Source organism: Paenibacillus sp. SEL1 (genome assembly GCF_054602535.1).
The window spans coordinates 1,085,688-1,111,286 of the sequence record NZ_CM137723.1 but is presented as its reverse complement, the minus strand read 5'-3'; the positions used below and the strand labels follow the sequence as shown (position 1 = coordinate 1,111,286).

Genomic DNA, 25,599 nt, shown 5'->3' with positions numbered 1-25,599 from the left:
ATTTTTTAATAAGCGTTTGCCTAGGTTCGGGTTTCGAAAGCAGTGCACAGTAAGATGTTAAAGAGGGTCATAGTTCATAGAAATATTCTATTTCCAGTTTACAGGATATTGCTCTGATTTGCTCATTGTTTATCTGGACTGTTCGGAAACTCTTCATACAAGGGTGAAGATATCACTGAAATAATAAAATGCTGGTTTCTGAAAAGTGGTTAATTTTACAAAAAAAGAACTGTTTTTTTACAATGGGAAAATCCAGGGTAATTTCAGTGGTATTTTAGGAGTGAAAGGAGGTGAGGTAATCATGGAAAAGCTTGAGGTTTTGGTGAACGCAGATTTTGATATGGAAGTGCAAGAGAATTGTGGTGGTTCATGTCATACAGATTGTGATGAAGGCTCTCACTGTAGCGCACATAATTCTCCATGGTGGTAGTGAGTAACTAAATTTAATTCTGAGAAGCTAAAAAAGTTAACAGTAACCACGAAAAGAAGAGGTAGAGATACTTCTTCTTTTTCATTTACATAGCAACATCTACATTATAAAGATTAAAATAGCACTACTTCTTATAAAAAAATTTGCGATCAAAAAGTTTCCGTAGTTTTTTAATTGTACACTTTTCAAAGAATTTGACAGATACAATATCACTGATATAATTTATGCTAGTTGATTTTTGATAATGATTATCATTATTGGAGGGGAGGACAGGGCCGAAGCTTGGTAGAGGTTATTGGACAGGCTCCCTTAGTTAGAGATGAAATTGCGTTATTTAATACTGGCTTTTCTGGTACTGGCTTTCGCCTCGGTGTTTATTGGTGTTCATGATGTAACTCCACTTGATTTGTTCCACTTAACCAACGATCAGGCGCAGGTGCTCCTGATTAGCAGATTCCCACGATTGATCAGTATCATTATCGCAGGGGCGAGTATGAGTATCTGTGGATTGATCATGCAGCAGCTTACCCGGAACCGGTTTGTATCGCCCACCACCGCAGGGACGATGGATGCGGCACGATTGGGTGTGCTGATGGCTATTATGGTGTTTGGAGCGGCAGGATTTTGGACGAAGATGCTGACGGCTTTTGGATTTGCTCTAGGGGGAACACTGATTTTTATGAAAATACTGGATAAAATCCGTTTCAAGGACCCGGTATTTATCCCGCTGGTCGGTTTGATGTTTGGAGGCATCTTAAATTCGGTAACGACTTTTTTTGCCTACAAATATAATCTGATTCAGGGCATTTCTTCGTGGATGCAAGGGGATTTTTCTCTAATCATGAGTGGTCGCTACGAGATGCTATATCTTAGTGTTCCTTTGGTTGCGCTGGCGTACATATATGCGAATCGTTTCACAATTGCAGGCATGGGTGAGGATTTTGCGGCCAACTTGGGTGTACATTACAAGCGCACCGTCAATGTCGGGTTAGTGATCGTGGCTTTGGTTTCCTCTGTTGTCATCTTAACGGTCGGGACGATTCCCTTTTTGGGACTGGTTGTACCCAATCTGGTCAGCATGTATATGGGGGATAATCTGAAAAAAAGCCTGGCCCATACAGCGATCCTGGGCGCCGTTTTTGTGCTGTTTTGCGACATTTTGGGGCGGGTGATCATTTATCCGTATGAAATTTCTGTAGGGCTTACGGTTGGTGTGATCGGGAGCGTGTTGTTCTTGTATTTGCTGCTGAGGAGAAGGGCTTATGAATCCTAAATTAAAAATCGGAATATTAGCCGCTGCCGCGCTTGTGTTGATTGCTGCTTTCGTGTTTATAGATCTTCCGCATACCTGGCATTACGCGCTGCCACGACGATTGAAAAAGATCGCAGCCTTCATTCTGACAGGTGGCTCCATTGCTTTTGCAACCGTTATTTTCCAGACGGTTACGAATAATAAGATTTTGACTCCCGGTATTATCGGACTGGATTCACTGTATATGCTGATTCAGACGACGATTATTTTTGCATTTGGTTCCGTACCCTTCATTTCGACCAGCAAAGAATTGAACTTTTTGCTGTCAGTGGGACTGATGGTGCTGTTCGCAGGACTGCTATACAAATTAATTTTCCGCAAAGATGGACGTGGGATTTATGTACTTTTGCTGATTGGTCTGGTGTTCGGCACGCTGTTTAACAGTTTATCTACCTTTATGGAGGTACTGATTGATCCGAACGAATTTGCAAAAATTCAGGACAAGAGCTTTGCTAGCTTCAGCAACGTAAATACCGAGCTATTGTGGCTTTCTGTATTCATTCTTGTTCTCGTATTCGCTTATGCTTGGAGATTCATCAAGTATCTGGACGTGCTGTCGCTGGGACGGGAGCATGCGATTAACCTGGGTCTTCCTTATGGTTTTATCATTAAAAGGCTGCTGGTAATTGTAGCGATTCTCATTTCCATTTCTACAGCGCTTGTCGGGCCGATTACGTTTCTCGGATTGATTGTGGCCAATGTGGCTTATCAGGTGATGAAAACCTATCAGCATCGTTATATTATTCCGGCCTCCATCTGTGTTAGCGTCATTGCATTGGCAGGGTGCCAACTGCTGGCAGAAAGAGTATTCGACTTATCGACAACGGTCAGTGTCATTATTAACTTTATCGGGGGGGTGTACTTCCTGTATCTTTTGCTGCGGGAGAATAAGTCATGGTAGAAGTCAGAAACGTATCCAAACGCTACGGGAATAAAAATGTGGTGGATCAGGTATCCGTCACTGTACCTAAAGGCACGATTACCTCCTTTATTGGACCTAACGGCGCTGGAAAAAGCACTTTGTTGTCGATGATCAGTCGCCTGACTGACAGTGATGAGGGGGAAATCCTCATTGACGGGCAGGCCGTGAGCCTGACGAAAAGTGAGGAGCTAGCCCGGAAGATATCTATTTTAAAACAGACCAATGATGTCAATATTCGCTTAACCGTGAAGGAGCTGGTCAGCTTCGGCCGTTTTCCGTATTCCAAAGGCAGATTGAACAGCGAGGATCGCAAAATGGTGGAGCAGTCTATGGCCTACATGGGACTGGAGGATATGAAAGATAAGCATATTGATTTGCTTAGTGGGGGACAGCGACAGCGGGCTTTTATTGCCATGATTCTGGCTCAGGACACAGAATACATCCTGCTGGATGAGCCGCTGAACAATCTGGATATGAAGCATTCGGTTCAGATTATGAAGACGCTGCGCGATTTGGTGGATGATCTCGGCAAAACGATTCTGGTCGTGTTGCATGACATTAATTTTGCCTCCTGCTATTCAGACTATATTGTAGGGATGAAGGATGGCAGGTTGCTAAAACAAGGAACGGCTGACGAGATGATTGATAGTCAGGTATTAAAGGATTTGTACGATATGGATATTCCGATTCAACAGATCGGTGACCATAAAATTTGCGTTTATTTCACTTAGGGGGAATGTTAAATGAAGAAAAATATGATGTTTTTAACGCTAATGCTTGCATTGGTACTGATTGTGTCGGCCTGTGGCACAGCAGCTCCGACAACACCGGAAGCGACTGGAAACGGTTCTTCTACTGCAACAACGGAATCCAAAACCATCTCGGTCAAACACGCACTGGATGAAAACCCGGTCCAAGTCAAAGTTAATCCCAAAAATGTCGTTGTCTTTGATTTCGGTTCATTGGATACGCTGGATAAGCTGGGTGTTGACGTTGCGGCAGTAGCGCAGCAGGATCTTCCTACGTATCTGAGCAAATTTAAAGATTCCAAATATGCAAGTGCGGGCACGCTGTTTGAACCGGACTACGAGAAAATCAGTGATCTGTCTCCTGAGCTGATCATCATCGGTGGCAGACAAGCTGATGCCTATAAAGAGTTGAGTAAAATTGCACCGACCATTTCGATGGCTGTAGACACCAAGGATTATATCAATTCCTTTAAGAAAAACGTTGAAACACTAGGCCAAATCTTCGACAAAGAGGATGCTGCCAAGCAGGAACTGGCTGCGATTGATAGCTCCATCAAGGCCGTACATGACAAGGCTGTAGCGAGCAAAGCTAAAGGACTGATCGTGCTGACGAATGAAGGAAGCCTGAGCGCATATGGCTCACAATCTCGCTTCGGTATCATTCATGATGCTTTTGGCGTAACCCCTGTAGATCCTGGCATTAAAGTATCCACGCATGGTCAAAAGGTTTCTTTTGAATATGTACAGCAAAAAAATCCGGATTATATTTTTGTCGTTGACCGTGGGGCTGTGGTGGTCGAAGAAGGCAAGGAACAGGTTACAGGCAAACAAACCATGGAGAATGAACTGGTGAAGAAAACTAATGCGTTCAAAAACGGTCATATTGTATACCTTGATCCTAACTACTGGTACCTGTCAGGTAATGGTCTGGAATCCGTATCTGAAATGATCAAGGAAATGGATGCTGCACTGTAATGAATACATTCACATCATGGAGGACTGTGTAGGATGAAAGGTCATATAGATGAAATTCCATTAGATGGGTACCTTGTGCACGTCTATACACCTCCCGTCTCCATGAATCATAATGAGCTGTATCCTGTGCTATATGTGCAGGATGGCAGCTCTTTATTTCTAAGCGGGTTGGATGAGCTGGAAAGAGGTTTTTCTACGGGAGAGCTGCCCCGTGTGGTGCTGGTAGGTATTGAGCCCGTAAATCGACTGGATGATTACACGCCTTGGAAGGCAGCGGCTTTAGTAGAAGGAAGACCTGCTTTTGGCGGTGGCGGAGATGCCTATCTGGCGTTTGTGGTTACAACAGTAATGCCGTATGTCGAGGGGAGATATCCGGTACAAACCGGACCGGAGCATACGGGGATCATTGGCGCCTCATTGGGCGGATTAATTTCCATGTATGCCGTATTCAAGTATAAGGATGTATTCGGACGCATCGGTTCGATCTCGGGCTCATATTGGTATCCCGGTATGATCGATTATATGCAATCTGCATCATGTGCAACTGTGATGGATGGGACACATCGCTTGTATATATCTGTCGGGACCCTTGAAGGTGAAGGGAAGACGAATGTACAAAAAGATATGGTTCCGCTGACCCTCCAGGCACACCAGGTGCTGCGGACACAGGGACTGGATGCAAAAGATGTGCTTCTTGAGCTGGATCAGGATGCGGTACATCGTGTGGATTGTTTTCAGCGTCAATTTCCTAAGGCTGTCCAATGGCTGTTCGGATAGCATGAATGGAATACGAATCTCATACAACAACCTCAAAGGATTGGAGAGCGTGGAGTCTCTATGTCTTTGGGGTTGTTTTTTTTGTATATTTTTTTCGTATAATAAAGCAATATTAAAAATTTAAAGTTATACGTTGTTGGAAGTGAGGGGAGCATAAATGAAAAAAAACCGCCTGGGATCATCGGATTTGCTGGTAGGTGAGATTGGTTTGGGATGTATGTCGGTCGGTACGGAGGAGCAGCAAGGTGTTTACTTGATTCATGAAGCGCTAGACAGGGGCGTAAACCTGTTGGATACGGCAGATTTGTACCAGCACGGACGCAATGAAGAAATCGTAGGTGCAGCGATCCGTGGACGACGACAGGATGTCATCCTGGCGACCAAGGTCGGCAATCGGCGTCTACCGGGGCAGGAGAGCTGGGGATGGGACCCATCCAAGAAATATATTCTGTCTGCTGTTAAAGAGAGCCTGCGGCGCCTTGGAACGGACTACATCGACCTGTATCAGCTGCACGGAGGGACGATTGACGATCCGATGGACGAAACCATAGAGGCTTTTGAGCAACTACAGCGGGAGGGCGTTATTCGTTACTACGGTATTTCCTCCATTCGCCCTCATGTCATCCGTGAATATGTCGAACGTTCGAATATCGTTAGTGTTATGAATCAGTATAGTTTACTGGATCGGCGTGCAGAGGAAGAGGTACTGTCTTTGCTTCAGGAGCGGGGAATTAGCGTGATTGCACGTGGGCCTGTGGCCAGCGGTGTATTGGCTGACGAAGGGGAAGGGAAGATAGCTAAGGGATATCTGGACTACAATGAAGCAGAGCTGCTGGATGTACGTAAGCAATTAAAGGCATTTGCAGGGTCGGACCGTAGTATGGGTCAGACAGCGATTCGTTATAGCCTTTCACATCCGACTGTCGCCGCTGTGATCCCGGGTGCAAGCTCTTTGGGACAATTGGAGCATAATATTTCTGCTGCGGATATAGCACCACTAACTCAACAAGAGCGGCAGACGCTACAGCAAATCAGCCGAGCCAATCGTTATGATGCGCAATACCGCTGATAAGGGCAATGATGGTACAAAAGCGTGTTCATCTGTTGCTCCTAGCTATAAACGCTACATTTCAGTCTATAACCGAAGTACACGCTTGAACATGTACCTATCCCAGTTGCAATTTATAAAAGAACCATTACAATATAAGAATAAGCTTCGGTTTATTATTCATATGTGAATATGGAGACGTTATAAATACACTCTAGGAGGGACCAACGAATGGAACGCATCGAATCTCAGCAGCAATATCAGGATTTAATTAACGGTGACGGTCTAACCGTCGTGAAATTTGATACAACCTGGTGTCCGGATTGCAAGACACTGGATAAATTTATGGACGGCATTATTGAGGAAAACGCGGATAAGCGTTTCTATGCGCTTGATGCAGAGAAATTTCAGCCAATTGCCGAAGAAAATCAAGTGCGCGGCATTCCGAGTCTGCTCGTGTTCCGTAATGGCGAAAAAATTGCTCATTTGCACAGCAAATACGCTAAAACGCCAGCTCAAATTTCGGAATATTTGACTACGCTAGAATCCAAACAATAATCAGAACGCATGATAGGGATAGTTCAGTACGATCTATCCTTTCTGCAAAATAGTAAAAGGGATATCCAAAACTGATCATTCAGACCCTATGGATATCCCTTTTTAGTTATTGGTTATGGGTACCAAACAATGGCTTATAAAATAATGAAAAAGAACACAGCCGCCAGCACGAAGCGGTAAATGGCGAACGTAGTCAGACTCAAGCGTTTGAGCAGACCAAGGAATGTTTTGATCGCCAGCATCCCGACGATAAAGGCAGTAATAAAGCCGGCCGCGAACACTGGAAAATCACTCATAGACAGATGATCCATACTTTTGATCATATCAATACCCGATGCACCCAGCATGATCGGAACCGATACGAGGAATGTAAATTCCGCGGCTGCCGTATGGCTTACACGTGCGAATAGGCCCCCAGACATGGTTGAGCCTGAACGGGAGAAGCCTGGCCACAGAGCTAGGACTTGGAACACACCGATGGTAAATGCTTGTTTGTACGTGATCTCATCCAGCGTATGTGATCTAATAGGCGGATGGAATTTTTCAGCTGCGATCATGAGCAGGCCCCCGATCACCAAACTGTATAAAACCGTTTCAGGACCAAACAGGTATTGCTTAATTACATCACGGAACAGTACGCCAATCAGGCCCGCAGGGATCATGGCTAAAATAATATGTAACAGGTTTAGACGTGGCTGACTCGAGATTTTGCGTCTGAAATCAAACAGACTCAGGAATCTGCGCCAGTATAATACGACGACCGCCAGCACAGCACCTAATTGCACGATAACCTCAAACGTTTTGACCGTATCATTCTCTGTGTTTAATCCTAGAAGATTAGCCGTGAGGATCATGTGACCGGTCGAAGAGACCGGCAAAAACTCTGTCAGTCCTTCAATAATTCCCATAATAATAGAAGATAAAATATCCACTTTACTAGCTCCTCCTTACACGCGTGCAGGGCAAACGACCTAAGTCGTCTGCCCTGGGAATATGTCATTTCAGTAGGAGTGAACGCAAGTGTCACAAGTGCAAAGATAAACGCTCAGGTCACACGGTTCACTCTCGGGAAGAAGTGTCCGATTCTGCTTCCAATTCAGATGCGGGGGATGTGTGGTGTAAAATAATCTCCACCCGACGAATACGATTTTTACCCATTTCACGAATGATAAATTTCACATCATCTTCTATGAATTCCTTGCCCTGTCTAGGTTCCGGAACCCGGCTATACACCCACCCTCCGACAGTATCCACGTCTTCATTGTCCAATGTCAAGCCAGTCAGATCACTCAGATCGGAAAGCATCACTTTACCATCCATCAAATAACTGTTCTCCGTCAGTTTCTCGATTTCCTTCCGTTCATCCTTATCGAATTCGTCCCGAATTTCGCCAACAATCTCCTCCAAAATGTCCTCAATCGTAATGAGGCCGGAGGTTCCACCGTATTCATCGACCAGGAGAGCAATATGAACCTGCTCCTTCTGCATACGTTTCAGCAGCGTGTTGACGGGGATAACTTCCGGAACGGTCAAGATCGGTTGAATCAGGCTGTCGAAAACAAGCTCGGGATTGCGATCATACTCAAGGAATAGCTGTTTGGTATTAATCATACCAATGATCTGATCCTTGCTATCTGTCGCCACCGGAAAACGGGTATACTGCTCTTCGTGAATAGTCAGCATGTTTTCTTGTAGCGAGCGATTCGTAAACAAGCATACCATATCTGTACGTGGCACCATAATTTCCTTGGCAACGGTCTCGTCAAAAGCAAAGATACGATTTACGTAGCCATATTCGGTGTTATTGATCTTACCACTTTCCACGCTTTCGGACAAAATGATCTGAATTTCTTCCTGAGAATGCGCTTCTTCATGCTCACTAGCCGGCTGAAGACCAAACAGACGAACCAGACGATTGGCCGAGCCGTTAAGGAGCCAAATAAACGGATACATAATCCGGTTAAACCACACGATAACTGGAGAGGTTAACAGACTGACAGCTTCCGCCTTGCGGATTGCCAATGTTTTGGGAGCCAGTTCACCGATCACCACGTGCAGGTAAGTTACAATGACGAATGAAATAATAAAGGCCAGGATATGTGAAAAATCCCCATTGATGTTGAGCTGTTGAAAGAGAGGCTCCAGCAATTTGACTACGGTCGGTTCACCGAGCCAGCCGAGTCCCAACGCTGTAATCGTAATACCAAGCTGACAGGCGGACAGGTAGCCGTCCAGATTATTGACGACTTTTTGTAGCGCCAGTGCGTTTTTACGGTTCTCCACCACCAGCTGATCGACCCGGCTGGAACGGATTTTAATAATCGCAAACTCGGTAGCCACGAAGAAAGCACTAAATAAAATCAACACCGCAAACAAAAATAGACTGACACCTATACCCATATAATTTTCACTCATCCCTTTTTCGTTCAATTTTTTAAGGAACTCCATTTTAAGTTCACTTGAACTTATTTTAAGAACTTAAAAGAAAATATACAAGGTTCATATGGAATCGTAGCAGGTCACCTACCTCCAATTTACACGGAAAATAAGGCATAATAGAACCCGCACGGCTCATTGCTTCGCTTTACAAGCCTAGTTTGAGGGCGTATGATGAGTTCAAATGAACTTGAAATGTAAGAAAAGGGAGGAAAGCAGATGGAGTCTTTTACCCTTACTCGTCGTGATATGGCCCATTTGCTGCTGGCCATGGAAGGTCGCCGCGAATTGCAGCCTTTGGCCGTTCTGCAGGACGCCTGGAGGCGCACTCATAGCCATCTCGCCCGCTCCGGGAGCACGATGCCGACATTTTTATACACCGACGTGACACCTGTGCTAGATAAAATTATCAAGGGTAAGCACAGCGCAGCCTTTTCGCTGCAGGAGATCGTTTCCCTGGGTCAACTGGTCGAATACAGCCATGTCTCACTGGCCTCTATGCAAAATTGGGTCAAACGTGACTTCAAGGAATTTCTCGGCGCTCCGAAGATCGGCAAAAAATACTCGGTCAACCAGGCAGCTATATTGCTCATTGTTGAAGACTTAAAATCATGTCTTGATTTTGAATCCATCCGTCAGCTATTTCATATCCTGTTCCAACAACCCGAAGATGATACGGACGATCTGATTCAGCCGGTCGATTTGTACGCCGCCTATTCAACTTTGTTTGAGGAGCTGGATGCGAACGGAGACCAACTGCTTGATGTGGCAGTAGCAGGCTTTGCAAAAGACAACGGAATTTCCGTTACAGGACAGCAGCGTCAAGAAAGTGCGACAGAGGAGTTGCTGGTTCAGGCGGCTGATCAATACACCAGTCGTTTACAGCATTTGACCCCTAACCAGTGTGAAGCGGTGCGTAATACTTTGCTGGTGGCAGCAGTAGCGGTACAAAATAGTTATTTTTTGTCCATGGCACGTCGGTATGTGAATGCGACGTTGTTTCTGGACTTCCAAGGGTAAATCAGGATTGGCAGTAGAAGCCAATCCTATTTTTTTGCTCTTTTTAGAGGATTGTCTACCCTTTTGGAGACTGAAAAAGTATACAAAAGAGGTATATACACTAAAACGCTGTCAAAGATACAATAAATATATATAATCCAGCAATTGGAAAAACTTTGAATATCTCTTCCAAAGCATCTGGATACACACACAGGAGGTAATGGCATGTCCGATGTCTCCATCATCATTTGTACCCGCAACCGGATCGAAGACCTGACACGCTGTATACAATCTATTGCAGTACAGCAGCAATTGGAGCATACGGCTGTAGAACTGCTAATTGTTGATGACGGCGATATTTCCGACCAACAGATCGAGCAGTACCGTCACATGGTATCCGGATTGCCTCAAAGCGTTTTGAAATATTATAAAAAAAGTCGTCCCGGCGTTTGGTTATCCCGCTATGAGGCCTTGTCCCTTGTGCGGTATGATATTGTGCTGTATTTTGACGATGATGCAGAACTGGACGATAAACTCTATATCCGGCGCTTGCTCGATACCTATGATCAGGATGAAACGATTGTGGGTGTTGGAGGGATTGCAAAGGGATTACATTCGAGCCGGGCAGGAAAGCTGCTGGGCGTTTTGACATTTCAGATGTCTCCATCCCTCGGCAAGCTCTCGCCTAGTAGTCTGGCAGGTTCTTTGCTGCGTTGGGGCGAAGCAACTGAGGTTTTCGATACAGAATTTTTCCATGGCTGCAATATGTCATTTCGGAGGGATGCGCTTCGGGACATGAAGCCGTATCCGTGGATGACCAGTTATGCCGTGGCTGACGATTTGTACATGTGCCAGTTAGCGAGCCGTTACGGCAAATTGGTTATCAATCCTGACTTAACCATCATTCATCATGAATCTCCAAGCTCGCGCGATAAGGCGGGCAAAGTAGCCAAGGCTACAGCGATTAACCACTATTATTTTCTTGCCTTGAAAAAGGCTGGAGTGATTCAGTATGGAGCCCTTTTATGGACCTTATCCTACTTGATGCTCAAAGAAACGCTGCGTCGCAATTTTAATGCCGCAGATGGATACAAGCAGGGGGTGTTGTTCATTCTGAACCCGCGCAAGCAAAAATATAACGAATATTTAGGCCCGGCGGTTCAGTAAGCCGTTTTATACACATTGACAGGATAAAGGGGGAGTATGATGTTAAGCTTGTCCATTGCTCTGTGCACCCGAAATCGGGTTGATGATCTGACCCGATGCATCAATTCAATTGCCATTGGGGGAGCACCGGAGGCATGTGAAACCGAGCTATGGATTATTGACGACGGAGAACTGCCGAAACATGTGCTGGAACGTTATGAGCGTCAGTTGGGCAGAGCGGGAATTACCTACCGATATCATCGTAAGGAGCAGCCGGGATTATGGTTATCTCGTGTAAAGACAGCTGAACTTGCGCAGGGTGACATCATTTTGTTCCTTGACGATGACGTTGAGCTGCCGAGCAGCTACTTGAATGAGTTGATGCGTACCTATGAGGCTTACCCGCAGGCCGCTGGTGTCGGCGGTATTGCACAGGGAATGAGTAACAGCTTCATGGGAACAATTCGATGCTTGCTGTCATTCCAGCAGTCTTTGTCCAAAGGAAGGCTATCCCTCAGCGGTCAGTCCGGCTCGATGTACAACTGGCACAAGGCCAAGAAGACGTTTAGGACCCAGTTTTTCCATGGTTGTAATATGTCATTTCGTCGTGAAGCGATTCGCGGTCTGGAGCCGGTACCTTGGTTGCAAAGCTATAGCGTAGGCGAGGACTTATTACTTTCGCGCATCGCGATGAAAAGCGGTCCGTTATACATTAACCCGGCGCTTACGCTGCTTCATCACGAATCGCCGTCCTCACGCGACAATATGGAGCAGGTTACTTATATGCGGGTGATGAATCATATTCATTTGCTGCGTGACGAGGGATCTGGGCCGATCGGTTATGCAGCACTATACTGGACGACGTTGTATCAGATTTTGAGAGAAAAGCCCAAGAAAAATCATACTGCCATTCAAGGCTATAGAAGAGCGCTGAAAGCGATCTTTTCAAGCCCGAAGGAGCCTGTTGGCGGGGGACAGTTGCCTGAACGTAATTCCAAAAAAACGGTAGGCTGATGGAGGTGCGTCATAAGACGCGATTGAGCATAGAGACGAGAGGCTTAATAAGGAACAGGAGTTGGACGTAACATGAGCACATGGACAGCAGCAAGGAAAGTATTCACGGGTGACAGTCTCGCTAAAACGATCATGCGCACGAGCTTTAACAATTTTTTTGTGCTAATCGTCACGACCCTGACTTCCATCCTGACCGCACGTATGCTCGGAGTAGAGGGGAAAGGAGAACTGGCGGCAGTTCTGTTCTGGCCTACGCTGATCGGCAGTGTGTTGAGCTTCGGATTACCAACGTCGTTAATTTACAACATCAAGAAGAAAACAGGCACGACGGAAGAACTGCTGGCGTTGTCGCTCTGGATTCAGTTGCCTGCCAGCTTGTTGGCAGGGGCTGTGGCCTGGATATGCATGCCGCTGTGGCTGAATGGTTATGGTGCGGACATCATCCAACTGTCCCAGCTTTATTGTGCGGCAGCCATACCACTGGCAGTGCTTACAGCGCTGACGACAGCATTGTCGCAAGGACTGGATCGGTTTAGCGTATATAATGGTCTGTTGTTTTACTACCCGTTACTGAATTTCATCGGTCTGGTGACACTGTGGCTGATGGGCTTGCTCAATGTGCAGCTGGCTGGGGTAGTGAATTTTGCCGCGAGTTTCCTTGCACTAGTGTGGGCGTTCCTCCGTTTGCGCAAGTATATGAATGTGCGTGCTTTCCGCCCATTTACCAGCCGCCAAGTGCTTCGTCCTTATTATAGCTATGGAGCGAGAGTTTACGGGATGGAGCTGATGGGGACGCTGTCCACACAAACGGACAAAATCGTTATTGTGGCGCTGCTATCACCCAAAGCGTTCGGCCTGTACTCTGTCGTCTACGCCTTGTCTCGTGTGTTCAATGTGGTGCAAAATGCCGTCACTAACGTTACCTTTCCAAAAGTGACGGGGATGGAGCATAGCAAGATTGTCGAAACGGTAGGACGTGCTTTTCGCATCTCTATGGCTGCGATGCTAATCGTCATTGTGCCTGCTCTCTTCATTGGACGATACATGCTGGGTTTGCTGTACGGCCCCGCTTTCCTGGAAGCATCGCTAACGTTCTATCTGCTGTCACTGGAATGTATCATTGGTGGCGGCTCATGGATTCTGGCTTCGGCCTTTAACGCGCTGGGACGTCCGGGACTGGTATTGTTCCGGCAAATTGTAGCCTATGCGATCACCGTCGGTCTATTTTTTATTTGTACACCGATCTTCGGTCTGGACGGCATTGCGATTGCTTTGCTTGTAGGCGCTTGTGTACGATTGGCGTTCTCACTGTTCTCATTCCCGATGTTTTTCAATGTTCCGCTATCACGGATCATTTTTGATAAAAGTGATATTACATTTGTCATTCAGACTATACAAAAGAAGCGCAGGAAGGGAGAACTGAAAGATGCCGAATTTGCATCCCATGGCTAAACTGAAAAATAAGCTGAGCGTCATTCTCGACGTAGTCCCCCAAGGTTCGAATATCATTTATGTCGATTATCCCGTCTATAATAACGGTGGGGATGTACTCATCATGAAAGGCACTGAAGCGTTCTTTAAGGATAATGGCATACGTGTCCGTGCCCGTTATAGCGCTATGGATATTCCCGATCGGCTCCAAATTCCGGGTGACTGGATTATCGTGTGCCACGGCGGCGGCAACTTCGGCGATCTCTATTCAAATCACCAAAATTTGCGAGAACGCATCGTTCGCGATTTCCCTAACCACCGAATTGTGATTATGCCGCAGACGATCCACTTTCAATCTGAACAGAAGGCTAATGAAGTCGCTGCCTTGTTCAATGCTCATCCGGATCTACATATGTTTGTGCGGGATACTCGCTCTTATCAGTGGGCTAAGGACAAGCTGAACCAGTGCAGTATCACACTATGTCCTGATATGGCACACCAGCTCTGGCCATTGAAGCCGACTACGGAAACCGTGAAGGATGTATTGTATTTCCTGCGGACTGATATTGAAACGGTGGGTGGACAAAAGAAGTTCGATGACGAGGCAGATGCCGCTCACCGGCTGGACTGGGATACTTTGTTCACTCCGCTGGAAGTGAAGGGAATTGTCTATTTCCAGAAGTTTTATCGACTGGATAAGAAAATTGGTGGCCCGTTGCCTACGCGAACATTCTGGTACAAGTACACAGACCATCTCATGAACAAGGCGGTTACGCTGTTCAGCTCTTACCGAGAGGTTCGCACTTCACGGCTGCACGGTCACATTCTGGCCTGTCTGCTTGATATGCCGCATGTTGTCATTGACAACTCCTACGGCAAGAACTCGCAATATTATAATACCTGGACACAGCCGAATCCAAAGGCGCAGCTGTTTAGTGAAGCTCCAAGTGCGTTGGAGCAGCCATCTTAATAGTAAGAAAAGATACGTAGATTAATTTCAAAGGTATGATAACGGCAAAAAATCTCCTGACCACTTCATTGGTTAAGGGGGTTTTTCGTTTAAGCATATATAGAGCATCAGTATCATCAGTATCATCAGTATAATTGTTAATTAGATAAACCATTAAGGCAATGAATATTTAATGGCTTAAATACCGCTTCATTTTGACAATTCATTTCATGAATAGATATAATTTATGGGATAAAACTTGTAGGAATATTGGGAACTCCCTAACTTTTGCAGAATAACATGAAAGTATATTTATTTAAATGAATCGAGGCTGACGAATGAGTAATCAATCGATGGACATGCTTCTCACGAAGGATATCGTGCGTGAAGGGGAACCGATTTTGCGCACAAAGGTTGAGCCGGTATGCCTGCCGCTGTCTGAAGAGGACCTGCAACAGATGCAATGGATGCTAGATTATCTGAAAAATAGCCAAAATGAAGAGCTGGCCACTCGCTATGATCTACGCCCGGGTGTGGGGCTATCCGCGAATCAGGTAGGTCTGAACAAAAGAATGTGCGCTATTTATTATGAAGATGGGGACAAAACGGTAGAGTACGCATTGTTTAATCCGAAGCTGGTCAGTCACTCCACGTCCATGATTTATTTGGAACAGGGAGAGGGGTGCTTGTCTGTAGATCGGTACGTAGCCGGATATGTACCGCGTTACGAAAAAATTCGTATTAAGGCCACTTTACCAGACGGAACACAGGAGCTATTGACTTTCAAAGGTTATGCAGCGGTTGTCGTGCAGCATGAAATGGACCATTTGGACGGCATTATGTTCTATGACCGTATCAACCCGGAAGATCCGCACAAGCTGCCGCAGGGAGTGCATATCGAACCTTTTGTACGTAAATAGTTTAGGAATTGTAAAGTGTGGTGACTCCGTTCGCCACATTTTTAAATTTTGCAAAAATATAGATATAGAGGTTACGAAGCATTAAACTGGATACATATAGGGCGAGATAGAGAATGTGAAAATACATAAAAATGTAAGCGCTTATCTTATGGGAGGAATGGCATGAATCGTGGAGTACGGCTTTTGATGAATAATATGCGTATGCGGAATAAGCTGCTGTTCTCCTACGTACTGATTGTCATGATCCCGGTGCTGGTGGTGGGCGGTTGCGTTACTTTTTATTTGCGAGAGCAGGCATTGAATAGTGCAATTGCCCAGACGGTAAACAATGTGGAAAAGATCAAGAGCCAGACGGCAAATTTACTGCGTGTGCCAACGGATATTTCAAATGGGCTCATGTTCGATAAAAGGCTGAGGGAGATGGCGAACCGCCGCTATTCGGGCATGCTTGAGCTCATGAATGCGTATCATCAGTACAAGGATTTTAATGAGTATACTCAGCAATATAGAGAAGTTGCTACCATCCGGTTCTATTCGTACAATCCGACGCTTGTCAATAATCTGGAGTTTATTCCAGTGGACTCTAACATTGAGCGGCAGCCGTGGTTTCAGACGGCTTTGAAGGGGACGGCGATTAACTGGTTTTACATTCAGGATAAGGAAGATAACCCGGTTAATCGCCTGAGCCTGGTACGGCAAATTCCATTTCCCGAATACAATACCAAGGGAGTTCTGATGATATCGCTGAGCCAGACCGAGTTGAATCATATGCTGAGCAAGGAGCCTTTTGAAACATTGATTACAGATCGTAACGGGATTGTGGTCGCAGCTACTCATCCACAGTCGGTGGGCCAAACGTTGAGCGATTTACATTTGGGCTTTGACGTCCAGCGTGCGGGTAAGGGGATATATGAAGCGAAAATCAACGGAGTGCCCTCCAACATCATCGTGGATGAGCTGCTGCCCGCCTCCAGTGTGAGCGGATTTACGATTATTTCAGTGTTTTCGACGGAGCATATTGTACAGGGAGCCAACCGAATCAGCCTGATTGGTGCTTTATGTGTTCTTGCAGTGCTGGTTATGGCACTGATTCTGATCACCATCATTTCCTGGCTGATTACCAAACGACTACAGCGGTTGAGCTATGAGCTGGGTAAGGTAGCCGCGGGCGATTTTCATGTGGTATCGAGTGTGGAGGGAAAGGATGAGATCGGGGATTTATCCCGCCGTTTCAACTATATGGTGAGTAGTATTCGCCAACTCATGGCGCAGGTCTATGAAACGAGTGAGCACAACAACAGGCTGGAATTGGCACAAAAGGATATCAAGCTAAAAATGATGGCCAGCCAAATTAATCCGCACTTTCTGTTTAATGCGTTAGAGTCCATTCGAATGAAAGCACATCTGAATGGGGAAGCGGAAATTGCAACGACGGTGCGTTTGCTTGGCAGGCTGATGCGCCGGAATCTGGAGATTGGTAGTGGTAAAACGACGGTACTACAGGAGCTGGATATGGTGCGATCCTATTTGCAAATTCAGCAGTTCAGATTTGGAAATCGTTTGATCTATGAAGTGAATTTGGAAGAAAGCGCGACGGACATGTCGATTCCTCCCTTAATCATACAACCGCTGGTGGAAAATGCAGTCATTCATGGCCTGGAAAATAAGGAAGAGCCAGTTACCGTGAAGGTAGATATTACAATAGAACAAAGAGAGTTGAAAATTAAAGTAGAAGATGACGGGATCGGCATGGAAGCTGGGCAACTGACCCGTCTGCTAGATCGGATCAGGGGGGCGGATGAGCCGGAAGGGAGCAGTATTGGCCTGCGTAATGTACATCAACGTCTGACATTGATGTACGGCGAACGTTATGGACTGCATATTGAAAGCGCATTACAAGTAGGAACAACCGTATACTTTTCCATACCAAGGGAGGAAGAGTCAAATGTATAAAGCAATGATTGTAGATGATGAGCCTGCGATTCGTGAAGGATTGTCCTCTATTATTGACTGGGGGAATTGTGGCTTCCGTATTGTCGATACGGCAGGGAACGGACGCGAGGCTCTGGATAAGTTCGGAGAGCATCGGCCGGAGCTGGTCATTGTAGATATTCGTATGCCCGGGATGAGTGGACTGGAGGTCATACGAAGCATACGTGAAAAGAACGGAGAGCCGTTTCATTTTCTCATATTAAGCGGATATGCAGACTTTGATTATGCACGGCAAGCCTTGGGCTTCGGGGTAGATGGCTATCTGCTGAAGCCAGTTGATGAGGAAGAAATGACGACAGAGTTGAAACGGGTATGGCAAAACATTGAGGACGAGAAAGAAGAAGGCAAATGGGGAAGTACGCCTTCCCATGAGCGTAATTGGATCGAAGCATTATTGTTTCCGGTTCATCGAGAGCATGCTCGTAAGGCCGTAGAAAGCAGCGATTCTCTGCACAGAGCATCCGAGCAAGCTGAACATCAAAGCGGTAACGGAAAACATGGACAACAGCCCGCGTTACCAGCGTTGGACTGGAGTAGCTATCAGGTTATTCTGCTGGATTTACGTATTCCTGACTGGGATCGGCAAGCTCGGCAGTCGGCAGCAAAGCAGCGGCTAACGGAATTGTGCCATGAGCAGGGCAGAGGTATCGTGTTTGAGGCTGGAATATATATGGGTCTTTTGCTTCCCGCCACGTTAAAAACGGAGAAAGATGCTGTTCAGTTACTGGCTACTTGGCGACAGGAGCTAAAGCCGTGGGCAACGGAAATTTATGTGGCTGCCGGTGATCCTGTATCCATTCTTAACGAAATTCCCAGATCTTTTGAGCAGGCACTACGATTGTTAGAACGTACGTTTTTGTTCCGGGCAGAAAGAGTCATGCTTTCCGGAGACCTACACGAATTGGAGACAGTTGAGACTGAAATGAGTGGAGCGTCTGATCGTGCTACAAATGATCCCCTACGTTATGCAGAAAAGCTGTACTATGCGCTAGATATGGCTAATAGTGAAGCTGCAACCCGTGTCATTAAGGAAATGGAAGACCAATTTCCACGGATTTATCGCACAGAATCTGCAATCAAGGCGGCGTTCGCTCAAACATTCACACTGGCGTTGAACAAGTATGCAGCCGGACAGGATCACAGCCGAACCGTGCTGGAGGAGCACTCCAGCTTTATAACCGATGTATATGCTTATTCCACATTGGGCGAGTTGGTGGATCACTCGCTGGAGCATGTGTTGCAATGGATTGGCCAGACTGAATCTGGTGGCAAGGGCATCATCATGAAACAAATGATTGACTTTATACATAGTCATTATGATGAAAATTTGCGACTGGAGTTACTGGCAGATATGTTCAATTACAATAGTGGCTATTTGGGTAAACTGTTCAAAAGTCATACTGGCGAGGCCTTTAATGCCTACCTGGATAAGGTGAGGATTGAGCGAGCAAGGGAATTGCTTGCACAAGGAATTAAGGTACACCAGGTGGCGGAACGCGTGGGATATGCGAATGCAGATTATTTTCATAGTAAATTTAAAAAGTATGCTGGAATGTCACCTTCCTCCTACCGTAATCGGGTTCAAAAGAACGGAGGAACAGATGGCTGTTGATAGATTCCTAGGTTTAACGCTATGAAGTCTCTCTTGCAGATGTCGGAGGTACAACCTCCGAACGAAGAGAGGCTCTTTTTTATGGTGAAAAAATGGATAGATCAATCGAAAATGTCACATTTGTTATGGAGTTTAGGGCGTTTTCATCAAATCGCCACCATTATGACACAGCTTTGACACGATGTTCACATTTTCGATTCTATTTCATTTAAATTTATTCTATATAATGGGGATAAATCTGAAGCCGGATCATGACAACCATGGTGAAGGTATGGAGTGAGTCATTTTCTAAAAAGTGACCGCTGCATATGTAAGAATGTGAATACTATCACAAATGGAGAAGACTTCAGATTATAAATACTATAAATCATTGTTAAGAGAAGTGCAGGGGGGAGCAACATCATGGACGTATTGGATTTGGCACGGTTGCAGTTTGCAACCACAACGATTCTTCACTTTGTTTATGTGCCGATCTCCATTGGATTGTCGTTGTTAGTGGCAATTATGGAGACGATGTATGTTATCAAGAAAAATGACTTGTACAAAAAAATGGCTCAATTCTGGGGAACGTTTCTGCTGATTAACTTTGCACTGGGCGTCGTCACCGGGATTTTGCAAGAATTTCAGTTCGGGATGAACTGGTCGGACTTTTCCCGTTTTGTCGGTGATGTATTCGGTACGCCGCTGGCGATTGAAGCATTGCTTGCATTTTTCCTGGAATCGACCTTTATCGGATTATGGGTTTTCGGTTGGGAAAGATTGTCCAAAACGGTCCATTTAATCTGTATGTGGTTGGTATCTATCGGTACGATGTTATCGGCATTGTGGATTCTAGCTGCTAATTCATTCATGCAGCGTCCCGTAGGATATGAGATTCAAAATGGACGTGCAGAAATGAAAGATTTTGCCGCTCTGCTAACGAACGAACAACTGCTATGGGAATTTCCGCATACGCTGTTTGCTGCTTTTGCGACAGGAGCATTTCTGATCGCAGGTATCAGTGCATGGAAGCTGATGCAAAAAAAGAATATGGACTTTTTTAAACCTTCTTTCAAATTGAGCATTATTGTTGCCTTAATCAGCGCCATAGCTATTCCTTTGTTTGGTCATGGTCAGGCTCAATATTTAGTGAAAACACAACCGATGAAGATGGCTGCCAGTGAGGGCTTATGGGAGAACAGCGGTGACCCCGCTCCTTGGACAGTTATCGCATGGATTGATCCTGGAAAAAAGGAAAATACCTTTGAGATTAAAGTTCCTTTTGCTTTGAGTTTTCTATCCTATAGTAAATTTACCGGCTCTGTGCCTGGTATGAATGAGCTTCAGGCAGAATATGAGAAAACCTATGGTCCGGGAGATTATATCCCGCCAGTAAGAACCACGTTCTGGAGCTTCCGCATTATGATTGCGGCGGGATGTGGCATGATTGCACTCGCTTTATACGGAGCTTATCTGACGTTCCGTAAAAAGTTGGAAGGTTCACATCGCTGGTTCTTCCGTCTTATGATATGGGGGATATCCCTTCCATTCATTGGGAATACTTCAGGTTGGATCATGACTGAAATAGGTCGCCAACCGTGGACTGTATTTGGTTTACTTCAAACGAAAGATTCTGTTTCGCCTACTGTTGTGGCTGGAGAAGTGTTGTTCTCGTTCATCTCATTTACCACATTGTATTTAATTTTAACAGGTGTGCTGGCGTTTCTGTTTTACCGTACGGCTCGCAAAGGTCCAGATATTGAGCCGCATCAACAAACGGTAATTCATGATCCTTTTGCTCAAGGGGGTGACACCATTGTCGCTAAATGATTTATGGTTCCTATTGATTGCTGTGCTGTTTACTGGCTTCTTTTTTCTGGAAGGCTTTGATTTTGGCGTAGGAATGGCCACAGGATTGGTGCCGCGTAATGACCAACAAAAACGTTTGATGATCAATACGATTGGTCCATTCTGGGATGCCAACGAAGTGTGGCTGATTACAGCAGCAGGTGCGATGTTTGCCGCATTCCCGCATTTTTATGCAACCATGTTCAGCGGATATTATCTGGTATTTGTCTTTATTTTGCTAGGTTTGATCTTGCGTGGAGTTTCTTTTGAGTTCCGCGGCAAGGCTGAAGGGAAATGGTGGACAGGAACGTGGGATGCCTGCATTCTGATTGGCAGCTTTCTACCGCCGATGCTGTTCGGTATGGCTTTTGCGGCTTTGGTGAAAGGTGTACCTATTCAGCAAAACATGGATTTGAAAGCTGGATTTTCCGATGTATTCAATGGATACACCGTATGGATTGGACTGACAGTGGTCGGAATGTGTCTAATGCACGGACTGACGTTTATTTCCCTGCGGACGATTGGAGAAGTACGGGATCGCGCTCGTGTGATCGCGTCCAAGTTTCTTCCGGTATTGGGCATTTTACTCGCGGGCATGGTGGTATGGACTTATTTTGCAACGGATTTATTTGCACGTCGCGGTCCCTTTATGTATGCTGCGGTTGCGGTGGGAATTGTCGCCTATGTGCTGACATGGTACTTCCTGAAGCAGCGCCGTGAAGGATGGGCCTTCGGGATGACAGGTGCAGTGATTTTACTGACCTTCGTATCGTTATTCGTCGGTTTGTTCCCAAGATTTATGGTGAGCTCGATTAACAGTGCTTTTGATTTAACGATTTATAATGCAAGCTCCAGTCATTACACACTGAAAGCCATGACGATTGTTGCAGCAACGCTTTTACCCTTTGTGCTGGCTTATCAGGCATGGAGTTATTTTGTTTTCCATAAGCGTCTCAGTGAGAAGGATCATTTGGAATACTAATGGATAAGGCATGGTTTGAATTAAAGGGCATTCGGCCAGTGATGCTGCTACTGGCTGCCCTTTCCCTGCTCCAGGGGGCCGCAGTGATTGCACAAGCAGTCTTCTTGGCAAAGGCTATTACGATTTTATTTGATAAAAATCCGCTGGTGATGGCTTGGCCTTCGCTGGCGTTGTTTTTCGCTGCTTTTGCAACGAGGCATACGGCGATCTGGCTGCAACGCCGGACAGCAGGCCGTTTTGCTGAAGCTTCAGGCGCTTCCTTACGGGAGCGTCTGCTTGCACGTTTGTTCGAACGGGGGCCGGGTTTTGCAGCGCGGGAAGGTAGCGGCAAGTTGGTGACGCTAGCGCTGGACGGCATGGATCGTTTTCGCACGTATTTGGAACTGTCCATTCCTCGTATGATTGACATGATGGCTGTAACTATACTTGTGCTTGTGTATGTTTTCACATTGGATGTCATTTCAGGTGTGATTTTGACGACTACGATGCCAATCCTGGTAGGCTTTTTTATTTTGCTCGGCTTGGCGGCGCGGAAGCAGGCAGACAAGCAGTGGCGTTCCTATCGTCTGTTATCTCATCATTTCACGGATTCGCTGCGTGGACTTCAGACACTAAGGTTTTTGGGTCGTAGCCAAGAGCATGGGGAAACGGTTGGGAAGGTCAGCGACCAATACCGCACGGCAACGATGCGCACGCTGCGGGTAGCGTTTCTTTCCTCATTTGCCCTTGATTTTTTTAGTATGCTATCGGTCGCTTTTGTCGCGGTAGGCTTGGGTTTGCGCCTGATTAGTGGCTCGGTGGGTTTGGAGGCAGCGCTGGCGGTGCTTATTTTGGCGCCAGAATATTTTATGCCTATACGCCAGTTGGGATCAGACTATCATGCTTCACTGGATGGCAAGGAGGCTTGGGGAGCAATGCGCTCCATTCTCAGTACAGAGGATGATGCGACCAAGCCGAATAAACCGGCAGCTAACGATAAAGGATTGGACATCACGGGACAGGACATTCTTGAGCTGTCCGACGTGTGCCTCCTGAATGAAGACGGTTCTGCCCGGCTTGAACATGTGTCTGCACATGTTGAACCGCACATGAACATGATCGGCATCGTTGGAGCTAGCGGTGCAGGTAAAACGACGCTGCTTAGTCTGCTTGGCGGCTTTGCTGATCCGACTTCAGGCGAGCTACTCCTGAATGGATGCGGATTGGCTGGGGAAGCCAAAGCCGAATGGCAGCGTCATATTGCGTATATTCCACAGCATCCATACTTGTTTAGCGCATCTTTGGCAGATAATATCCGCTTTTATGAACCTGAGGCATCCAACCAGCGGGTAGAGTGGGCGATTGATGCGGTTGGACTGCGTGAACTGGTAGACGGTCTTCCGGGTGGAATGAATGAGCCCATTGGTGAAGCAGGTAGGACACTGAGCGGAGGGCAGGCGCAGCGGATTGCATTGGCGCGGGCATTGCTCAGTAACCGTCCGGTCATTTTATTGGATGAGCCTACGGCGCATCTGGATATTGAGACAGAGTGGGAGCTAAAACAGACGATTTTATCGGTTTTAAAACACAAAAGAGTGTTTCTTGCCACCCACCGGCTACATTGGATGCCAGATATGGACTGTGTCTGGATGATGAATCAAGGTCGTCTGGAAGAAGTAGGTTCCCATCAACAATTGATTGCCCGTAAGGGGGCATATTACCGATTGCTGACGGGGATGTCGGAAGGAGGGAACGGACGATATGAGAGTAACGGACAATAGCAGACAAGGCTGGTTTGTGACGTATCTGAGACAATATTTTTGGGCCTTTCTGGTAGCTGCTCTTTTGGGTGCATTGGCCATTGGATGTGCGGGCGCGTTGCTCTTTACGTCCGGTCATCTGATTACCCGTTCGGCCTTAAAACCGGAAAATATATTAATGGTGTACGTTCCAATTGTGCTTGTGCGAACATTTGGCTTTAGTAAAGCGGTTATTCAGTACCTGGAGCGCTTGGTAGGACATGATGCAGCATTGCGCCTTGTGTCCCGCATGCGGGTACGCTTATATCGGGCAGTGGAACCGCAAGCGCTGATGATTCGCAGCAAATTCCGTACAGGGGACCTCTTGGGACTGCTGGCAGAGGATATTGAGCAGCTTCAAAACATCTATTTGAAGCTAGTTCTGCCTGCGCTATCGGCTTTGCTGATTTATGCAGCAGGCATCTGGGCGCTTGGACGGATGGACGGAACCTTTGCCTTGCTCATGGCGTTATATGGCGGATTTTTGCTTTTTATTGCCCCAGCTATCTCACTATGGACCTCACTCACCAAACGGCGAGTGTTCAAGCAGGAACGGAGTAAAGCCTATCAGGAACTGACGGATGCTCTGTTCGGCATGAGTGATCTGGTGCTGAGCGGACGGACTGGGCATTTCCTGAGCACCTTTACACAACGACACAATAGGGCTGCCGTAATGGAAAATTCACTTCGCCGGAGCGAGTGGCGTTCTCATTGGATCGCACAATGCGTTGTAGGTGGCGGGGTTGTGATTATGACTGTGTGGGCCGGAGGACTGGTAGCACAGAATCGTATAGAAGCCACATGGCTGGCATCCTTTGCCCTTGTGGCTTTTCCATTGCTGGATGCCTTCGTTCGCGCTGGAGAAGCGGTGGTTCATGCGTCGGAGTATCAGGATTCACTTCGACGGTTAAAGGATTCGGAGAAAGACACACCTACACCTGGAGCAGGCGGAACAGCAGATATTCTAGAGGAACAGGCTACCGCTATGCGATTGGGCCACGGAGGAGGCCTGCTACTGAGCAACGTAAGCTACCGCTATGCGGCAACACAGGAATGGAGCGTGCGTAATATCTCCCTGCACGTACCACAGGGGGGCAAGGTTGCATTGCTTGGCCGCAGTGGTGCGGGCAAGTCCACGCTACTGAACCTGATTCAGGGAGCATTGCAGCCTGATGAAGGTAGCGTCACTGTCGCAGGGATTCCCGTATACACAGGTGGAGCATACTCCAGTCTATTTGCAGTGCTAAACCAACAGCCGTATTTATTCGATACAACGGTAGCGAACAATATTCGGCTGGGACGACCCGATGCTACGCTGGATGAGGTTCGTGCAGTAACAGAGCAGGTAGGGCTTGGAGCCCTGATTGATTCTTTGCCGGAGGGCTACGATACCCGAATGCAGGAGACAGGTCTTCGTTTTTCCGGTGGAGAAAAACAGCGAATTGCACTGGCGCGGATTTTGCTGCAAAATCACCCGATTGTTTTACTGGATGAGCCGACAGTGGGGCTTGACCCGCTGACAGAGCATGAGCTCATGCAGACGATGTTTCGAGTGCTGAAGGGCAAAGCATTGATCTGGATCACGCATCATCTCACAGGAATGGAGCATATGGACGAGGTGATCTTTATGGAAAAAGGGGTCATTTCCATGCGAGGAAGCCATGAACAGCTGTGGCAGGAGCAGTCCCGATACCGCAGCCTGTATGAGCTGGATCATCCGAGCCTGTGAAATGAGGTATTTA

At 46.5% G+C, this 25,599-nt stretch carries 22 protein-coding genes; 20 read left to right on the top strand and 2 right to left on the bottom strand.

Annotated features, from left to right (window positions below; genetic code table 11):
- The first annotated feature begins 301 nt into the window (after positions 1-301).
- The 8 genes from ACYCSE_RS05260 to ACYCSE_RS05225 all read left to right on the top strand — a co-directional run bounded on the left by ACYCSE_RS05260 (position 302) and on the right by ACYCSE_RS05225 (position 6,771).
- A complete protein-coding gene (locus ACYCSE_RS05260) occupies positions 302-430 on the top strand; it encodes a hypothetical protein (protein WP_328800887.1) in 129 nt (42 codons plus the stop codon).
- Positions 431-749: 319 nt separating this feature from the next.
- Positions 750-1,703 (top strand): ABC transporter permease, encoded by a 954-nt coding sequence (locus ACYCSE_RS05255; RefSeq protein ID WP_459701757.1) that lies wholly within the window; start codon positions 750-752, stop codon positions 1,701-1,703.
- Positions 1,693-2,643 (top strand): iron chelate uptake ABC transporter family permease subunit, encoded by a 951-nt coding sequence (locus ACYCSE_RS05250; RefSeq protein WP_013312013.1) that lies wholly within the window; start codon positions 1,693-1,695, stop codon positions 2,641-2,643. The genes ACYCSE_RS05255 and ACYCSE_RS05250 overlap by 11 nt, the downstream gene beginning before the upstream one ends.
- Positions 2,637-3,395 carry an iron ABC transporter ATP-binding protein gene (locus ACYCSE_RS05245; protein WP_459701754.1) on the top strand — a complete coding sequence of 253 codons (759 nt, stop codon included), beginning with the start codon at positions 2,637-2,639 and terminating at the stop codon, positions 3,393-3,395. The genes ACYCSE_RS05250 and ACYCSE_RS05245 overlap by 7 nt, the downstream gene beginning before the upstream one ends.
- Positions 3,396-3,407: 12 nt before the next feature.
- Positions 3,408-4,388, top strand: a complete 981-nt coding sequence (locus ACYCSE_RS05240) for a siderophore ABC transporter substrate-binding protein (RefSeq protein ID WP_459701752.1) — start codon at positions 3,408-3,410, stop codon at positions 4,386-4,388.
- Between the two features lie 33 nt (positions 4,389-4,421).
- Positions 4,422-5,165, top strand: coding sequence for an alpha/beta hydrolase (locus tag ACYCSE_RS05235; RefSeq protein WP_459701750.1), 744 nt, complete (start codon positions 4,422-4,424; stop codon positions 5,163-5,165).
- A gap of 157 nt (positions 5,166-5,322) precedes the next feature.
- Entirely contained in the window at positions 5,323-6,234 is a 912-nt protein-coding gene (locus ACYCSE_RS05230) for an aldo/keto reductase (RefSeq protein WP_322174707.1), read from the top strand.
- Between the two features lie 210 nt (positions 6,235-6,444).
- Entirely contained in the window at positions 6,445-6,771 is a 327-nt protein-coding gene (locus tag ACYCSE_RS05225) for a thioredoxin family protein (protein ID WP_165179315.1), read from the top strand.
- Between the two features lie 134 nt (positions 6,772-6,905).
- Here ACYCSE_RS05225 and bacA read toward each other — a convergent pair whose 3' ends face one another.
- Positions 6,906-7,679, bottom strand: a complete 774-nt coding sequence (gene bacA, locus ACYCSE_RS05220; RefSeq protein WP_061828974.1) for an undecaprenyl-diphosphate phosphatase — start codon at positions 7,677-7,679, stop codon at positions 6,906-6,908.
- Between the two features lie 151 nt (positions 7,680-7,830).
- Positions 7,831-9,201 carry a hemolysin family protein gene (locus ACYCSE_RS05215; RefSeq protein WP_061828973.1) on the bottom strand — a complete coding sequence of 457 codons (1,371 nt, stop codon included), beginning with the start codon at positions 9,199-9,201 and terminating at the stop codon, positions 7,831-7,833.
- Positions 9,202-9,426: 225 nt separating this feature from the next.
- On the opposite strand from ACYCSE_RS05215, the gene ACYCSE_RS05210 reads away from it, so the two are divergent.
- From ACYCSE_RS05210 to cydC, 12 genes are all read left to right on the top strand, one after another.
- Entirely contained in the window at positions 9,427-10,227 is an 801-nt protein-coding gene (locus ACYCSE_RS05210) for a DUF1836 domain-containing protein (protein WP_254329507.1), read from the top strand.
- A gap of 204 nt (positions 10,228-10,431) precedes the next feature.
- A complete protein-coding gene (locus tag ACYCSE_RS05205) occupies positions 10,432-11,373 on the top strand; it encodes a glycosyltransferase family 2 protein (RefSeq protein WP_235309915.1) in 942 nt (313 codons plus the stop codon).
- Between the two features lie 39 nt (positions 11,374-11,412).
- The gene (locus ACYCSE_RS05200; protein WP_254329508.1) at positions 11,413-12,366 is read left to right on the top strand and encodes a glycosyltransferase family 2 protein; all 954 of its coding nucleotides are present in this window, start codon (positions 11,413-11,415) and stop codon (positions 12,364-12,366) included.
- A 72-nt stretch (positions 12,367-12,438) separates the two neighbouring features.
- On the top strand, positions 12,439-13,818 hold the full coding sequence (locus ACYCSE_RS05195) for a lipopolysaccharide biosynthesis protein (RefSeq protein ID WP_459701747.1): 1,380 nt from the start codon (positions 12,439-12,441) through the stop codon (positions 13,816-13,818).
- Positions 13,793-14,767: a polysaccharide pyruvyl transferase family protein gene (locus ACYCSE_RS05190; RefSeq protein WP_023990345.1), complete on the top strand. Its 975-nt coding sequence runs from the start codon at positions 13,793-13,795 to the stop codon at positions 14,765-14,767. Before ACYCSE_RS05195 ends, ACYCSE_RS05190 begins: the two co-directional genes overlap by 26 nt.
- A gap of 317 nt (positions 14,768-15,084) precedes the next feature.
- A complete protein-coding gene (gene def, locus ACYCSE_RS05185) occupies positions 15,085-15,666 on the top strand; it encodes a peptide deformylase (RefSeq protein ID WP_165179319.1) in 582 nt (193 codons plus the stop codon).
- Between the two features lie 162 nt (positions 15,667-15,828).
- Positions 15,829-17,619 carry a cache domain-containing sensor histidine kinase gene (locus ACYCSE_RS05180; protein ID WP_459701744.1) on the top strand — a complete coding sequence of 597 codons (1,791 nt, stop codon included), beginning with the start codon at positions 15,829-15,831 and terminating at the stop codon, positions 17,617-17,619.
- Positions 17,612-19,270, top strand: coding sequence for a response regulator (locus tag ACYCSE_RS05175; protein ID WP_459701742.1), 1,659 nt, complete (start codon positions 17,612-17,614; stop codon positions 19,268-19,270). The genes ACYCSE_RS05180 and ACYCSE_RS05175 overlap by 8 nt, the downstream gene beginning before the upstream one ends.
- 402 nt (positions 19,271-19,672) lie before the next feature.
- Positions 19,673-21,079, top strand: coding sequence for a cytochrome ubiquinol oxidase subunit I (locus ACYCSE_RS05170; protein WP_069290415.1), 1,407 nt, complete (start codon positions 19,673-19,675; stop codon positions 21,077-21,079).
- Entirely contained in the window at positions 21,066-22,079 is a 1,014-nt protein-coding gene (cydB, locus tag ACYCSE_RS05165; protein WP_061828918.1) for a cytochrome d ubiquinol oxidase subunit II, read from the top strand. Before ACYCSE_RS05170 ends, cydB begins: the two co-directional genes overlap by 14 nt.
- A complete protein-coding gene (gene cydD / locus ACYCSE_RS05160; RefSeq protein ID WP_459701739.1) occupies positions 22,079-23,839 on the top strand; it encodes a thiol reductant ABC exporter subunit CydD in 1,761 nt (586 codons plus the stop codon). The genes cydB and cydD overlap by 1 nt, the downstream gene beginning before the upstream one ends.
- On the top strand, positions 23,820-25,586 hold the full coding sequence (gene cydC, locus ACYCSE_RS05155; protein WP_061828916.1) for a thiol reductant ABC exporter subunit CydC: 1,767 nt from the start codon (positions 23,820-23,822) through the stop codon (positions 25,584-25,586). Before cydD ends, cydC begins: the two co-directional genes overlap by 20 nt.
- The last annotated feature ends 13 nt before the right edge of the window (positions 25,587-25,599 follow it).

Excerpts from the sequence above, each read along its gene's own strand:
- ACYCSE_RS05260 (WP_328800887.1), top strand. The coding sequence starts at position 302 with ATGGAAAAGCTTGAGGTTTTGGTGAACGCAGATTTTGATATGGAAGTG.
- ACYCSE_RS05250 (WP_013312013.1), top strand. The coding sequence starts at position 1,693 with ATGAATCCTAAATTAAAAATCGGAATATTAGCCGCTGCCGCGCTTGTG.
- ACYCSE_RS05235 (WP_459701750.1), top strand. The coding sequence starts at position 4,422 with ATGAAAGGTCATATAGATGAAATTCCATTAGATGGGTACCTTGTGCAC.
- ACYCSE_RS05190 (WP_023990345.1), top strand. The coding sequence starts at position 13,793 with ATGCCGAATTTGCATCCCATGGCTAAACTGAAAAATAAGCTGAGCGTC.
- cydC (WP_061828916.1), top strand. The coding sequence starts at position 23,820 with ATGAGAGTAACGGACAATAGCAGACAAGGCTGGTTTGTGACGTATCTG.
- ACYCSE_RS05255 (WP_459701757.1), top strand. The coding sequence starts at position 750 with ATGAAATTGCGTTATTTAATACTGGCTTTTCTGGTACTGGCTTTCGCC.
- ACYCSE_RS05200 (WP_254329508.1), top strand. The coding sequence starts at position 11,413 with ATGTTAAGCTTGTCCATTGCTCTGTGCACCCGAAATCGGGTTGATGAT.
- ACYCSE_RS05240 (WP_459701752.1), top strand. The coding sequence starts at position 3,408 with ATGAAGAAAAATATGATGTTTTTAACGCTAATGCTTGCATTGGTACTG.
- bacA (WP_061828974.1), bottom strand. The coding sequence starts at position 7,679 with ATGGGAATTATTGAAGGACTGACAGAGTTTTTGCCGGTCTCTTCGACC.
- ACYCSE_RS05175 (WP_459701742.1), top strand. The coding sequence starts at position 17,612 with ATGTATAAAGCAATGATTGTAGATGATGAGCCTGCGATTCGTGAAGGA.
- ACYCSE_RS05245 (WP_459701754.1), top strand. The coding sequence starts at position 2,637 with ATGGTAGAAGTCAGAAACGTATCCAAACGCTACGGGAATAAAAATGTG.
- cydD (WP_459701739.1), top strand. The coding sequence starts at position 22,079 with ATGGATAAGGCATGGTTTGAATTAAAGGGCATTCGGCCAGTGATGCTG.
- ACYCSE_RS05205 (WP_235309915.1), top strand. The coding sequence starts at position 10,432 with ATGTCCGATGTCTCCATCATCATTTGTACCCGCAACCGGATCGAAGAC.
- ACYCSE_RS05170 (WP_069290415.1), top strand. The coding sequence starts at position 19,673 with ATGGACGTATTGGATTTGGCACGGTTGCAGTTTGCAACCACAACGATT.
- ACYCSE_RS05210 (WP_254329507.1), top strand. The coding sequence starts at position 9,427 with ATGGAGTCTTTTACCCTTACTCGTCGTGATATGGCCCATTTGCTGCTG.
- ACYCSE_RS05195 (WP_459701747.1), top strand. The coding sequence starts at position 12,439 with ATGAGCACATGGACAGCAGCAAGGAAAGTATTCACGGGTGACAGTCTC.
- def (WP_165179319.1), top strand. The coding sequence starts at position 15,085 with ATGAGTAATCAATCGATGGACATGCTTCTCACGAAGGATATCGTGCGT.
- ACYCSE_RS05225 (WP_165179315.1), top strand. The coding sequence starts at position 6,445 with ATGGAACGCATCGAATCTCAGCAGCAATATCAGGATTTAATTAACGGT.
- ACYCSE_RS05230 (WP_322174707.1), top strand. The coding sequence starts at position 5,323 with ATGAAAAAAAACCGCCTGGGATCATCGGATTTGCTGGTAGGTGAGATT.
- ACYCSE_RS05180 (WP_459701744.1), top strand. The coding sequence starts at position 15,829 with ATGAATCGTGGAGTACGGCTTTTGATGAATAATATGCGTATGCGGAAT.